This is a genomic window from Variovorax sp. E3 (genome assembly GCF_016082275.1).
Classification (GTDB): domain Bacteria; phylum Pseudomonadota; class Gammaproteobacteria; order Burkholderiales; family Burkholderiaceae_C; genus Variovorax.
In genome coordinates, this window is the sequence record NZ_MOWM01000189.1 from 1 (window position 1) to 13,069 (window position 13,069).

Annotated in this window: 10 protein-coding genes and 4 pseudogenes; 13 read left to right on the forward strand and 1 reads right to left on the reverse strand. The window is 68.9% G+C overall.

Annotated elements, in window-relative coordinates:
- The 13 genes and pseudogenes from BMG07_RS36085 to BMG07_RS36145 form a co-directional block, all read left to right on the forward strand.
- Positions 1–430 (forward strand): annotated as a pseudogene (locus tag BMG07_RS36085) (pyridine nucleotide-disulfide oxidoreductase); the annotation flags it as partial.
- A pseudogene (locus tag BMG07_RS36090) lies at positions 427–755 on the forward strand (4Fe-4S binding protein). The pseudogenes BMG07_RS36085 and BMG07_RS36090, both read left to right, overlap by 4 nt.
- 33 nt (positions 756–788) lie before the next feature.
- Positions 789–1,763: an ABC transporter substrate-binding protein gene (locus BMG07_RS36095; RefSeq protein ID WP_198088524.1), complete on the forward strand. Its 975-nt coding sequence runs from the start codon at positions 789–791 to the stop codon at positions 1,761–1,763.
- Positions 1,764–1,881: 118 nt separating this feature from the next.
- A complete protein-coding gene (gene mgrA, locus BMG07_RS36100; RefSeq protein ID WP_198088525.1) occupies positions 1,882–2,922 on the forward strand; it encodes an L-glyceraldehyde 3-phosphate reductase in 1,041 nt (346 codons plus the stop codon).
- Between the two features lie 127 nt (positions 2,923–3,049).
- Entirely contained in the window at positions 3,050–3,250 is a 201-nt protein-coding gene (locus BMG07_RS36105; protein WP_198088526.1) for a hypothetical protein, read from the forward strand.
- 184 nt (positions 3,251–3,434) lie between these two features.
- Positions 3,435–4,438: pseudogene (locus BMG07_RS36110) on the forward strand (LLM class flavin-dependent oxidoreductase).
- Between the two features lie 36 nt (positions 4,439–4,474).
- Positions 4,475–5,812, forward strand: coding sequence for an LLM class flavin-dependent oxidoreductase (locus BMG07_RS36115; protein ID WP_198088527.1), 1,338 nt, complete (start codon positions 4,475–4,477; stop codon positions 5,810–5,812).
- Positions 5,812–7,041: a M20 aminoacylase family protein gene (locus BMG07_RS36120; RefSeq protein WP_198088528.1), complete on the forward strand. Its 1,230-nt coding sequence runs from the start codon at positions 5,812–5,814 to the stop codon at positions 7,039–7,041. Before BMG07_RS36115 ends, BMG07_RS36120 begins: the two co-directional genes overlap by 1 nt.
- Positions 7,038–7,577 (forward strand): GNAT family N-acetyltransferase, encoded by a 540-nt coding sequence (locus tag BMG07_RS36125; RefSeq protein ID WP_198088529.1) that lies wholly within the window; start codon positions 7,038–7,040, stop codon positions 7,575–7,577. The genes BMG07_RS36120 and BMG07_RS36125 overlap by 4 nt, the downstream gene beginning before the upstream one ends.
- A complete protein-coding gene (locus tag BMG07_RS36130) occupies positions 7,574–9,421 on the forward strand; it encodes an amino acid ABC transporter permease/ATP-binding protein (protein WP_198088530.1) in 1,848 nt (615 codons plus the stop codon). Before BMG07_RS36125 ends, BMG07_RS36130 begins: the two co-directional genes overlap by 4 nt.
- Before the next feature lie 39 nt (positions 9,422–9,460).
- On the forward strand, positions 9,461–10,384 hold the full coding sequence (locus BMG07_RS36135; RefSeq protein ID WP_198088531.1) for an ABC transporter substrate-binding protein: 924 nt from the start codon (positions 9,461–9,463) through the stop codon (positions 10,382–10,384).
- Between the two features lie 5 nt (positions 10,385–10,389).
- Entirely contained in the window at positions 10,390–11,346 is a 957-nt protein-coding gene (locus BMG07_RS36140) for a transporter substrate-binding domain-containing protein (protein WP_198088532.1), read from the forward strand.
- On the forward strand, positions 11,343–12,353 hold the full coding sequence (locus BMG07_RS36145) for an LLM class flavin-dependent oxidoreductase (RefSeq protein WP_198088533.1): 1,011 nt from the start codon (positions 11,343–11,345) through the stop codon (positions 12,351–12,353). Before BMG07_RS36140 ends, BMG07_RS36145 begins: the two co-directional genes overlap by 4 nt.
- A gap of 169 nt (positions 12,354–12,522) precedes the next feature.
- On the opposite strand, the pseudogene BMG07_RS36150 reads toward BMG07_RS36145, so the two are convergent.
- Positions 12,523–13,069 (reverse strand): annotated as a pseudogene (locus BMG07_RS36150) (hypothetical protein); the annotation flags it as partial.

The window sequence follows — 13,069 nt, forward strand, 5'->3', positions numbered from 1 at the left end:
CGCCAAGGGCCAGCGCACGGTGCTGCGCGCGGGCGGCGTGGCCTTGTCGTCGCGCGGCGCGGCGGCGTTCGACAGCGCCGAGGTGATCCGCGCGGTGCAGGCCGAGGTGTTTCCGTTCGAGCGCAACTGGTTTCGCGAAGGCGACGCGCTGCGCGACTCGCTCGGCCGGCTCGACGTGCTCTGGACGCGACTACGCACCGGCGCGCCGGCCGCGACGGCCACCGAAGCGGTGCGCGCACGCGAGGCGGCGGCCATGCTGGCCACCTCGCGCTGGATGTACCGCAGCGCGCTGCAGCGCACCGAAACGCGCGGCATGCACCGGCGCCGCGAGCACGGCGTGATCGACCCCGCGCAGCGCCACCGTTTGCTCAGCGGCGGGCTCGACGAGGTGTGGGTGCAACGCCAGCCGGTGCAAGAGGTCGCGGCATGATCGAAGTCATCAGCGCCGAACGCTGCACGGCCTGCAACATCTGCGTGAACGCCTGCCCGACCAACGTGTTCGAAGCGGTGCCCGGCGGCCCGCCGCGCATCGCCCGGCAGGACGACTGCCAGACCTGCTTCATGTGCGAGCTGTATTGCCCGGAAGACGCGCTCTACGTCGCGCCCATTGCCGACCGGAGTGCCACCGCCGAAGAGCGCGATGCCGCAGCCGAAGCCTCATGGGCAGCTACCGCAGCGCCATCGGATGGGGCAGGGGACGCCAGTCGACCGCCTCCGCCGACGCGAGCTTCGAGCTGCTGCGCCGCGCGCACTGAGTCTTTTCTTCTTCCTTTGTCGTGAGTTTTTCGATGACCGATTTGTACGGCCGCCGCAGCTTGCTGCGCGGCGCTCTCGCGGTGGCGGGTGCCAGCGCCTTGCCGCTTTCCTCCATGGCCCAGGGCAACAGCCAGCAGGTGCTGCGCCTGGGCTACATCGGCCCGGGCAAGAAGCCAGCGAACGCCACCGGGTGGGCGCTGCGCCAGGGCCATCTGCTGCGCGAGCTGGCACCGCTGGGCTTCAAGGACGTGGTCACGCGCAACTTTCCGAACGGGCCGGACCTGAACGAGGCCTTCCTGTCGGGCGCGCTCGACGTCGGCATCTACGGCGACACGCCCGCCGTGGTGGCGCGTTCGCGCGGGCTCGAAAGCCAGCTCATCGGCTTCGACGTCGTGGGCATGAACGTGTGGCTGCTCACGCCGCGCAACGGCGTGCGCAGCGTGAAGGAGCTGGGCGGCAAGAGCATCGGCGTGGCGCGCGGCTCGTACATGCACCGCTACGTGCTCGGGCTGCTCAAGGAACACGGGCTGCAGAAGTCGGTGAAGGTGATCCACATGTTCCCGCGCGACGGCGAGGCCGCGCTCGACCAGGGCTCCATCGCGGCCTTCGCGGCGCAGATCGACGTGGGGCCGCTGCTGGCTTCGCGCGGCTATCCGGTGATCGACCAGGCCGAGCAGCACCCGACGCTGCGCGGCACTTCGGTGATCGTCGCGTCGGGCAAGCTGCTCGCGGCCACGCCGGGCCTGCCCGCCGCGTGGACACGCGCGCGCCGCACCGCGCTGCAGGAAATTCGCGCGGACAGCGAGGCTTACTACGCCTTTCATGCCGAGGTCAGCGGCTTCCCGCTCGAGGTGGTCAAGGTTTCGCACCCGCTGTCGCAGCTGCCCGACGTGGCTTACCCGCCCGAAGGGCTGGCGCTGCTCGACGAGGTCAAGAAGTTCCTGCTGGCCGAGAACCTCGTGAGCCGCGACTTCGCGCTCTCGCAGTGGCGCGCGCCCGAAGCCTGAGTTGCACCACGCGGGCAGCCCGGCGGCTGCCTGCACGCAAGCGCGCACTGCAGTAAGGTTGCGCGGCGCGCTCCGGCGTGCGTCTTTTCATTTGTCCTTCCTTGCGCGGAAAACTTCCATGACCTATCTCGCCGCCTCCACGCGCTACGACGCGCTTCCTTATCGCCGCGTCGGGCGCAGCGGGCTCGTGCTGCCCGCCATTTCGCTCGGCCTCTGGCACAACTTCGGCGACAGCACGCCCATTGCCACGCAGCGCGAGCTGCTGCGCACGGCCTTCGACCTGGGCATCAACCACTTCGACCTGGCCAACAACTACGGCCCGCCCTTCGGCAGCGCCGAGACCAACTTCGGCCGCATCCTGCGCGAAGATTTCAAGCAGTACCGCGACGAGCTCATCATCTCGAGCAAGGCCGGCTGGGACATGTGGCCCGGCCCCTACGGGCAGGGCGGCGGCTCGCGCAAATACGTGCTCGCCAGCCTCGACCAGAGCCTGCAGCGGCTGGGCCTGGACTACGTCGACATCTTCTATTCGCACCGCTTCGACCCGCACACGCCGCTGGAAGAAACCGCCTCCGCATTGGCCCAGGCCGTGCAGCAGGGCAAGGCGCTGTACATCGGCATTTCTTCTTACTCCGCCGGCAAGACGCGCGAGATCGCGGCGCTGCTGCGCGAGTGGAAGGTGCCGCTGCTGATCCACCAGCCGGCCTACAACCTGTTCAACCGCTGGATCGAGAAAGACCTGCTGAACGCCACCGACGAACTCGGCGCGGGCGTCATCGCGTTCACGCCGCTGGCACAAGGCCTGCTGACCGACAAGTACCTGCAGGGCATTCCGGCCGACGCGCGCATCAACCGGCCCGGCGGTGGCTCGCTCAAGCAGGAGCATCTGTCGGAAGAAAACGTGGAACGCGCCCGCGCGCTCCACAAGATCGCGCAGCGGCGCGGCCAGACGCTGGCGCAGCTTGCATTGACGTGGACCCTGCGGGACCCGCGCGTCAGCTCCGCGCTGATCGGCGCGAGCCGGCCCGAGCAGATCGTCGACAACGTGGCCGCGCTGTCGCATGCGCCGTTGAGCGCCGAAGAGCTGGCCGAGATCGACAAGTACGCGGTGGAGGGCGGCGTGAACCTCTGGGAAAAGCCGTCGACCGACTTCGCCTGAGGCCTGTCGTGGGCCGCGTGCCGCGCTCCGTGCGCGGCACGAACCGCATCAGGAAACTTGGAATCCGTCTTTGGCAAAGGCGGTGGGGGTCCGCAGAATCCGGTGGAGTCTTCATTCCATCATTGCCATGCCACAGCGCACCCTTCACCCAGTTTCCCCGGCGGCGCAGGCCCGCCTCGTCGTCGCCCTGACGGCCAAGGCCTGGCGCGTTCCCCCGAGTTCGCTCCACGCGGTGGCGCGGCGCGCGCCGCACGGCTATGTGCCGGTGCGGGCGCTGCGCAGGCTGCATGCGGCAGCGATGCTGACCCTGCTGCCGCATTCGTGGTGAGCGCGAGGCACTTCGCCGTCACAGCCGCCGTCATCGGCGACCAAACGGCTGCCAGAGCCATCGCGCGCCACATCCGCGACTGCGCATTCAACAGATATCGATAGAGGAATTCAGCGCAAACGGTGCGCGCGATGGCCGAGAGAATTTGCAGCAATTCTTTCAAAGGCGTGTCCCGCCGCACACCGTGTCCTACTCGCTGTCCCTGCTCGACAAGAGCCTGATTCCTGAAGGCGCAGACGCCGCCCAGGCCTTCCAGCACACCATTGCGCTGGCGCAGAGCGCGGAGCGCCTGGCTACCGCCGCTACTGGCTCGCCGAACACCACGGCAACAAGAACTACGCGGGCTCGGCGCCCGAGGTGCTGGCCTCGCACCTGCTCGCGAAGACCTCGCGCATTCGTGTGGGCACCGGCGGCGTGATGCTGCAGCACTACAGCCCGTTCAAGGTCGCGGAGACTTTTCGTGTGCTGGCTTCGCTGGCGCCGGGGCGTGTGGACCTGGGGATCGGCAAGGCGCCCGGCGGGCTGCCGCTCACGAGCAAGGCGCTGCAGTGGCTGCACGACGATGTGCGCAAGCGCGAGGACTTCGCGGTTCGCCTTTCCGAACTCGATGCTTTCCTGCACGACGGCGTGGCCAGCGGCCATGCGCTGGCGGGCGCGGTGGCCACGCCGAATCCGCCGCAACTGCCGCAGCGCGTGCTGCTCGGCGGCAGCCCCGAGAGCGCGGTGCTCGCGGCACAACTGGGCTGGGAGTTCGTCTATGCGGGCCACTTCAACGGCGACCCGGTGAACCTGGCGCAATCGGTCGAGGCCTATCGCGAGCGCACCGGCCGCGCGCCGCTGCTCGCGCTCTTCGCCTTCGCGGCCGAGACGCACGAGAAGGCCGCGCAATTGGTCGGCGCGCTGCGCAGCTTCCGCGTGCATCTGCCCAGCGGCCAGACCGTGAACCTGCCGAGCCTCGAAGCTGCCGCCGAATTCGCGCGGCAGGCCGGCGTGACCGACTACCGCACCGAAGAACGGCGCCCGCACGTGATCGCGGGCACCGGCGAAGAGGTGCGCGACGCGCTCGACGCATTGAGCGAGCGCTTCGGCATCGAGGAGTTCGTCATCGACATCCCCGTTGCGGATTTCGCGGCGCGCCACGCGTCCGTCGAGCTGCTGGCCAAGGCGCGCGAAGCCGTGCTTGCTTGAGCTTTTCCTTCACCACACAACAAACAAGACATCCTCATGAGCAACATCAAGTTCGGCGTCATGCTGCAAGGGGCAGGCAGCCACATGAACGCCTGGAAGCATCCGGGCGGGCCGGCCGATGCCAGCGTCAACCTCGACTTCTTCATTCGCACCGCGCAAAAGGCCGAAGCGGCGGGCATCGCCTTTGCGTTCGTGGCCGACGGGCTCTACATCAACGAGAAGTCGATCCCGCATTTCCTGAACCGCTTCGAGCCGATCTCGATTCTTTCTGCGCTCGCGGCCGTGACCTCGAAGATCGGCCTTGCGGGCACCATCTCCAGCTCGTACAGCGACCCGTTCACCGTGGCGCGCCAGTTCGCCTCGCTCGACCTCATCAGTGGCGGCCGTGCGGGCTGGAACGTGGTGACCACGCCGCTCGAAGGCAGCGCCAGGAACTACAGCCGCGCGCACCCCGAGCACGCGTTGCGCTACGAGATCGCCGACGAATACCTCGCGGTGACACAGGGCCTGTGGGACAGCTGGGACGACGACGCCTTCACGCGCAACCGCGAGAGCGGCGAGTTCTTCGCACGCGACAAGCTGCACACGCTGGACCACAAGGGCCGCTTCTTTCAGGTGGCGGGGCCGCTGAACATCCAGCGCTCGGCGCAGGGGCAACCGGTGATCTTCCAGGCCGGCTCGTCGGACGCGGGCGTGGGCCTTGCGGGCAAGTACGCCGACGCGGTGTTCACCCATTCGCCCTCGCTCGACGAGACGCGCAGCTTCCTGCGGCAGGTCAAGGCCAGCGCGGTGGCGCAGGGCCGGCAGGCCGGCGACGTGAAGATCTACCCCGGCATCGGCCCCGTGGTCGCGGCCACCGAGGAAGAGGCCGAAGCCAAGTACCGGCTGATCCGCGAGCTGCTGACCGTCGAAGAAGCGCTGGCCTACCTGGGCCGCTTCTTCGACCACCACGACTTCGGCCAGTACGCGCTGGACGAACCTTTCCCCGAACTCGGCGAAGTCGGCCGCAACAGCTTTCGCTCGACCACCGACCGCATCAAGGCCAACGCGAAGGCCAAGGGCCTCACGCTGCGCGAAGTGGCGCTGGAGGTGGCGACGCCGCGCACGCAGTTCGTGGGCACCGGCGAGCGCATTGCCGACGAGATCATCCGCTGGGTGGACGAGGGCGCGGCCGACGGCTTCATCCTCGGCTTCCCGGTGCTGGGGCAGGGGCTGGACGACTTCATCGAGTTCGTGATTCCGGCGCTCGAAGCACGCGTGCGCTACAGCCGCGAGCTGCCCGGCGACACGCTGCGCGACCACCTCGGCCTGCCGCGCAAGGCCAGCCGTTACGCTGAACAAGGCGCGGCGCCCGCAGCGCGGAAGGCGGCCTGATGGGCGCCGCGTTGCCGACGCCCGCCGTCAAGGACATTCATCGCGTCGAGTCCGCCATCGCGGCGCACAGTGACGAATTCATCGCGCTGCGGCGCGACATTCACCAGCATCCGGAGCTGTCGTTCCAGGAGCACCGCACCTCGGCCCTGGTGGCCGAGCGGCTGGCGGCGTGGGGCTACGAGGTCACGACCGGCATTGCCGGCACGGGCGTGGTCGGCACGCTGCGGCGCGGGCCGGGCAAGCGCCTGGGCATTCGCGCCGACATGGACGCATTGCCGATCCAGGAGTCGACCGGCCTGGCCTACGCGAGTCGCAACGCGGGCGTCATGCATGCCTGCGGTCACGACGGCCACACGGCGATCCTGCTGGCCGCCGCGCGCTTCCTCGCGCAGTCGGGCGTGTTCAGCGGCACGCTGCACCTGATCTTCCAGCCCGCCGAAGAGCTGGGCGCGGGTGCGAAGAAGATGATCGACGAGGGCCTGTTCGAGCGCTTCCCGTGCGACGCGGTCTTCGGCCTGCACAACTGGCCGTGCGTGGGCGCGGGACATGTGGGCTGCGTGTCGGGGCCCGCGATGGCGGCCATCGACCAGGCCCACATCACCGTGCGCGGCAAGGGCGGCCATGGCGCGCAGCCGCACGAGACGGTCGACCCCGTGGTGGCCGCGGCGCACCTCATCACGGCACTGCAGACCATCGTGGCGCGCAACGTCGATCCGCTCGACATGGGCGTGGTCACTGTCGGCTCCATTCACGGCGGCGAGGCGTCGAACGTGATTCCGGGCAGCGTGGCGCTGAAGCTCACCGCGCGCTCGTTCAAGCCCGAGGTGCGGGCGCTGCTGCAGCGGCGCATTCCCGCGCTGGCCAAGGCGCAGGCCGAGAGCTTCGGCGCGGTAGCCGAGGTCGATTACCGGCTGGGCTTTCCGCCGGTCGTCAACCACGAGGCCGAGACCGCGTTCGCCCGCGAAGTGGCGCTGGACACCTTCGGCCCGAGCCTGGTCGACGCGGCCTTCCGCCCGCGCACCGCGAGCGAAGACTTCGCTTTCATGCTGCAGGCGCGGCCCGGCAGCTACGTGTTCTTCGGCAACGGCGACAGCGCGTCGCTGCACAGCCCGAACTACGACTTCAACGACGCGATCCTCGCGCCCGCGGCCGTCTACTGGGTGCGGCTGGCCGAGCGCTTTCTCTCTTTCGACGCAGCAACAGAAGAACACAAGGAGCCGACCCCATGAGCGAGCAGTTCGTCTACACCACGCCGCTGGATCCGCGCGCCACGCCGCTGATCGAGGGCCTGACCTTCGAATACGACAGCCGCTACGGCGACGTGATGCGCGAGCCCGGCGCGCCGCGCGAGATGGACCGCTATCCGGCCGAGGTGTTCTCACCCGCGCGGGGCGGCAACTTCGTGCTGCTGCTGCGCGACGGCGTGGCCATTGGCGGCGGCGCCTTCATGCGGCACGACGAACACACCGCCGAGCTGAAGCGCGTGTGGACCGACAGCGCGCTGCGCCGTCAGGGCCTGGCGAGCAGGGTGCTGCTGGAGCTGGAGGCACAGGTGCGGCGCCAGGGCTATGGGCGCATCTACCTCACGACCGGTTTCCGCCAGCCCGAGGCCGTGGGCCTGTACCTGGGCCACGGCTACACCGCGCTGTTCGAGCCGCCCATCGACCCCGAGACGCCGCGCAAGCTGCCGTTCGAGAAACACCTGGACGTGGGCAGGGTGCAAGGCCGCGCCACCGTTCAACAGGCCGAGGCGGTCGCGCGATGAACACGACCGTTCTGGACGCCGGCTCCGAGCCGCTCGCACCCGCTCCCATCCGTGCGCCGCAACCTCAGCGCGCGGCGCCGCCGGCTCCTCCAGCCCCGGCCCCCGCCAACGGCGACTACTCGCACTTTCGCGTCGTGCCGGCGCGCTACCCGGCGCGCACGGCCGGCACCGTCTTCGCGGTGCTGGTCATCGGCGTGGTGCTGTATTCCACGCTCACCAATCCGCGCTGGGGTTGGGGCGTGTTCGCCGAATGGTTCTTCGCGGAGCCGGTGCTGCAGGGGCTGGGCCGCACGCTGCTGCTGACGGCGCTGGGCGCGCTGTTGGGCTTCTTCTTCGGCACGGCGCTGGCGCTGGCGCGGGTGTCGCGCTCGCCGCTGCTGTCGCGGCTGTCGTGGGTGTTCACCTGGATCTTCCGCTCGGTGCCGGTGATCGTGCTGCTGCTGATCATCAACAACCTGGGTTACCTGTACGAGACGGTGACGCTGGGCATTCCCGGCACCGACGTCACGTTCTTTTCGTACCCGACCACGCAGCTCATCAGCCCCTTCGTGGCGGCGCTGCTGGGGCTCACGCTGAACCAGGCGGCGTTTGCCTCGGAGATCGTGCGCGGCGGCATCCTGTCGGTGGAGCAGGGGCAGCTGGAGGCGGCTGCGGCGCTGGGGTTGTCGCGCCGGCGGCAGTCGTTTCGCATCGTGCTGCCGCAGGCGATGCGCACCATCTTGCCCACGGCCTTCAACGACATCATCGGGTTGGCCAAGGGCACGTCGAACCTCTACATCCTGGCGCTGCCCGAGCTGTTCTACACGATCCAGATCATCTACCGGCGCAACCTCGAAGTGATTCCGCTGCTGATGGTGGCAACGGTGTGGTACCTCATCATCCTCACGGTGCTGTCGGTGGCGCAGCACTACATCGAGCGGCATTTCTCGCGCGGCGCGCTGCGCAATCCGCCGGCCTCGTGGCTGGGCGGCGTGGTGCGCGGGCTGTGGCGTGCGAAAGCGCCGCAGGCAGCGCTTCAGGTGGTGGAAGCGCCGCCCGCGAATGCGCCGGCGCAGGTGCCGCGCTGGACCGATCCGCTCACGCAGGGCGGCGAGGTCACGATCCATGGCGTGTCGAAGAGCTTCGGCGCGCTCAAGGTGCTCGACGACGTGACGCTTTCGGTGGCCAAGGGCAGTGTGACGGTGATCCTCGGGCAATCGGGCTCGGGCAAGTCGACGCTGCTGCGCGCCATCAACCACCTGGAGCGCGTGGACGACGGCTTCATTGCCATCGACGGCGAACTCATCGGCTACCGCCGCGACGCGGACACGCTCTACGAGCTGCACGAGAAAGAAATTCTCAAGCGCCGCGTCGACGTGGGCATGGTGTTCCAGAACTTCAACCTGTTCCCGCACCTCACGGTGCTGGAGAACATCGTCGAGGCGCCGGTGTCGGTGCGCGGCCTTTCTCGCCCCGAAGCCGAGGCGCTGGCCTCCGAGCTGCTGGTGCGCGTGGGGCTGGGCGACAAGACGCATGCCTACCCGCGCCAGCTGTCGGGCGGCCAGCAGCAGCGCGTGGCGATTGCGCGCGCGCTGGCGCTCAAGCCCAAGGTGCTGCTGTTCGACGAGCCGACCTCCGCGCTCGACCCCGAGCTGGTGGGCGAGGTGCTGGCCGTCATCAAGGAGCTGGCGCGCTCGGGCACCACGCTGGTCATCGTGACGCACGAGATCGGTTTTGCGCGCGAGGTGGCCGACACCATCGTCTTCATGGAGCGCGGCCGCATCCTGGAAACCGGCACGCCCGAGAAGGTGTTCAACGCGCCGGAGCACCCGCGCACGGCGGAGTTCCTGGCCAAGGTTCTCTGATCTTTTCTTCGACTTTTCAATTTCACCGCATCGCTCTTCATGACCCATCGACGAAACCTCCTGTCCCTTCTCCTGGCGGCGCTGCTGCTGCCGCTGGCCGCCTCGGCCCAAGTGCCCGCCACCGACCTGAGCCCCGAGCAGGCCGGCCGCCCGCGCGCGCAAAAGCTCGACGAGGCGGTGCGGCTCGCGAAGGACTTCAAGTTCCAGAAGGAGGGCGTGCTCGTCGTCGGCACCACCACCGGCCGCCTGCCGTTCGCCGCCTACGCAACAGACACCAAGACGCCTGTGGGCAACGCCCCAGACATCGCGCAACTGGTGGCCGACAGCCTGGGCCGCAAGCTGGAGCTGGTGTCCACCGCCTGGGCCGACTGGCCGCTGGGCCTGCAGTCGGGCAAGTTCGACGTGGTGGTGTCGAACGTGACCGTGACGGAAGAGCGCAAGGAGAAGTTCGACTTCTCGACCTACCGCAACGACCAGCTCGGCATCTACGTGAAGTCCGACAGCAAGCTCGGTCCCATCAAGGAGCCCAAGGACATCGCGGGGCTGAAGATCATCGTGCAGGCCAGCACCAACCAGGAACAGATCATCCTGCGCTGGGACAAGCAGAACATCGCGGCCGGGCTGAAACCGGTCGCGATCCAGTACTACGACGATGACGTGGTGCAGCGGCTGGCCATCCAGTCGGGCCGCGCCGATGCCTACGTGGGCCCGAACGCGATCGCGGCCTACGAGGCGCGCGACGGCAAGACGCGGCTCGCGGGCCTGGTCTCGGGCGGCTGGCCGCTGAACGCCGAGATCGCCGTCACCTCGCGCAAGGGCTCGGGCATTGCCGAGGCCGTGACCGTGGCGCTGAACGCGCAGATCAAGAACGGCAACTACGCCAAGGCGCTGTCGCGCTGGAACCTCGACTCCGAGGCCATCGTGGCCTCGCGCACCAACCCGCCCGGCCTGCCGAAGAACTGATGCACATGACTTTCATCAAGCAAGCGGCGGGCGCATGGCTCGCGCGCGGGCTCATCGCAATGGCGGCCCTGACGCTGGCCACGGGCGCGGCCCACGCCGCCGACAAGTTCGACTTCAGCCCCGCGCAGCAAGGCCGCCCGCGCACCAGCAAGGACGCCGAGGCCGTGAAGGCGATTCCGCCGGGCTTCAAGTTCGTGAAAGAGGGCGTGCTCACGGTGGGCATCGCGCCCTTCGCACCGCCCATCTCGACCTACGCGACCGATGCAAAAACCGTGGTCGGTTTCGACCCCGACTTCGCGCTGCTCATCGCCGATGCGCTGGGCCTGAAGCTGGAGCTTCAGCCCATTGCCTGGGCCGACTGGCCGCTGGGCCTGAGCTCGGGCAAGTACGACGCGGTGATCTCCAACGTGGGCGTGACCGAGCAGCGCAAGGAGAAGTTCGACTTCTCGACCTACCGGCTGGGCCTGCACGGCTTCTACGTGAAGGCCGACAGTGCCATCCAATCGATCAAGGAGCCGAAGGACATCGCGGGCCTGAAGCTCACGACCGGCGCGGGCACCAACCAGGAGCGCATCCTGCTGGAGTGGAACAAGCGCAACGTAGCGGCCGGCCTGAAGCCCGCGGAGCTGCAGTACTACGACGACGATGTGTCGCGCACGCTGGCGGTGGTGACCAAGCGGGTCGACGCCAACTTCAACCCGAACGCGCCCCAGGCCTACGAGGCTGCGAAGAACGGGCAGATCCGGCTGGTCGGCACGGTCAACGCGGGCTGGCCGCTGAAGTCCGACGTGGCCATTGCCACGCGCAAGGGCAGCGGGCTGGCCCCGGCGCTGACCACCGCCGCCAACGACCTGATCCGCAGCGGCGTGTACGCGAAGGCGCTCGCGCGCTGGAGCCTGGCGGAAGAGGCCTTGCCCAAGGCCGAGACCAACCCGCCCGGCCTGCCGAAGTTCGCGCCGTGACGAGCATCGCGCATCTCGCATTCCTGACGCCCGGCAATTTTGCCGAGGGCGAGCCATACGCCGGCTTCGAGGCCGCGCTGAAGCTGTTCGAGTTCGGCGAGAAGCTGGGCTTCAACGGCGCCTGGGTGCGGCAGCGGCACCTGGAGCGCGGCGTCTCGTCGGCCGCGACCTTTCTGGCGGCAGCCACGCAGCGCACGCGCCGCATCGAGCTGGGCGCGGCCGTGATCCAGATGGGGTATGAAAACCCGTTCCGGCTCGCCGAAGACCTGGCCACGGTCGACGTGCTTTCGCGCGGCCGGCTGCAAGTGGGGCTGAGCGCAGGCGCGCCGCTGCATGGGGCGCTGCTGGGCAACCGCTTTCACGACACGGCGCCGAACATCGTCGACTTCACGCACAAGCGGGTGGGGCGGCTCAAGGCCAACCTGGAAGACGTGTTGCTCGGCGACGAAGAGACCTTTGTCGAGTCGGCCGGCGGCCGGGTGCGCCCGCGCGTGCAGCCTTACGCGGCGGGCCTGGTCGAACGGCTGTGGTACGGGGGCGGCTCGCTGCGCTCGGTCGAGTGGGCGGGGCGCAACGGCTTCAACCTGCTGCTGGGCAATGTGCTGTCGGGCGAGACCACGAGCGACTTCCTGAACGCGCAACTGGGCCTGGTCGAGCGCTACCGGCTCAGCGAGACCGACGCGCGGCGGGGCCGCATTGCGCTGGGCCGCGTGATCGTGCCGCTGGACGGCGCCGATGCCGCCACGCGCAAGCGCTACCGCGCGTTCGCGGCCGAGCGCGTGGAGCGCACGCTGGCGCCGCAAGGCGAGCGGCGCACGCTGTTCGCGAGCGACCTCGTGGGCACATCGGACGAGATCCTGGAGCGGCTGCGCAAAGACCCCCTGCTGCCGCATGTGACCGAGCTGCGGGTGGAGCTGCCCTACAACTTTTCGAGCGGCGAGTACGAGCAGGTCCTGAGCGACCTGTCGGGGCGCATCGCGCCCGAACTCGGCTGGCGCGCGCTTTGAGGGGAAGAAGGGAAGAGGAGGGAGGAGAGCAGGAATGAGTTCGAGGTGAGTCGGAGTCGGGCGGTGCTTCTTGCTGCCCGATGGTCGGCTTTTAGGCGAGCCCGCGAGGCTCGCTTTTTTGATGGGTCGGTGGCCGGGGCCGTGCGTCGGCGGCCCCGTGCGAGCGCGCTTATCGCGGACCCGCCGCCTCCAGCAGAAACTCCGTGACTTCGTCCGAGAACCCGTAGCGCTGCGTACCGATCAGCACACCGCTCGTTCCCGCCGGGTCGGGCTTGCCCGCCGGCATGCCGTGCGCGACCAGCGCCTGGGCGCAGCCGACCCAATCGCCCGCGTCGGCCGGCTCGTTGATCGAGGCCCACGACAGCGTGCCGCAGACGTTGTCGTCGTAGCCGTGCCGCTCTTCCCAGCTCGCGCCGTGTTCGAGCATGAAGCGCGCAAGTCCGGCGTCGCCGCGGAACACGGCCTGGTTCAGCGCCGAGCCGTCCACGTCGCCGCCGCGCACCGTCACGGGCCAGCCGAGTTCGACCATGAGCTTCACCGCGTCGTTGCAGCCCGGCTGGGCCGCGAGTTCGGGCAGCAGGCGAAGCTGCGTGTCGGAGAGCGCGGCGATGAGTTGCGGATGTTCACCGAGCATGCGCCGCGCGGTGGTCTCGTCGCCTTGCGCGCACGCGGCAACGAAGGCGTCCGCCGGCGGCAGCGGCACGCCGCCGCCGGCC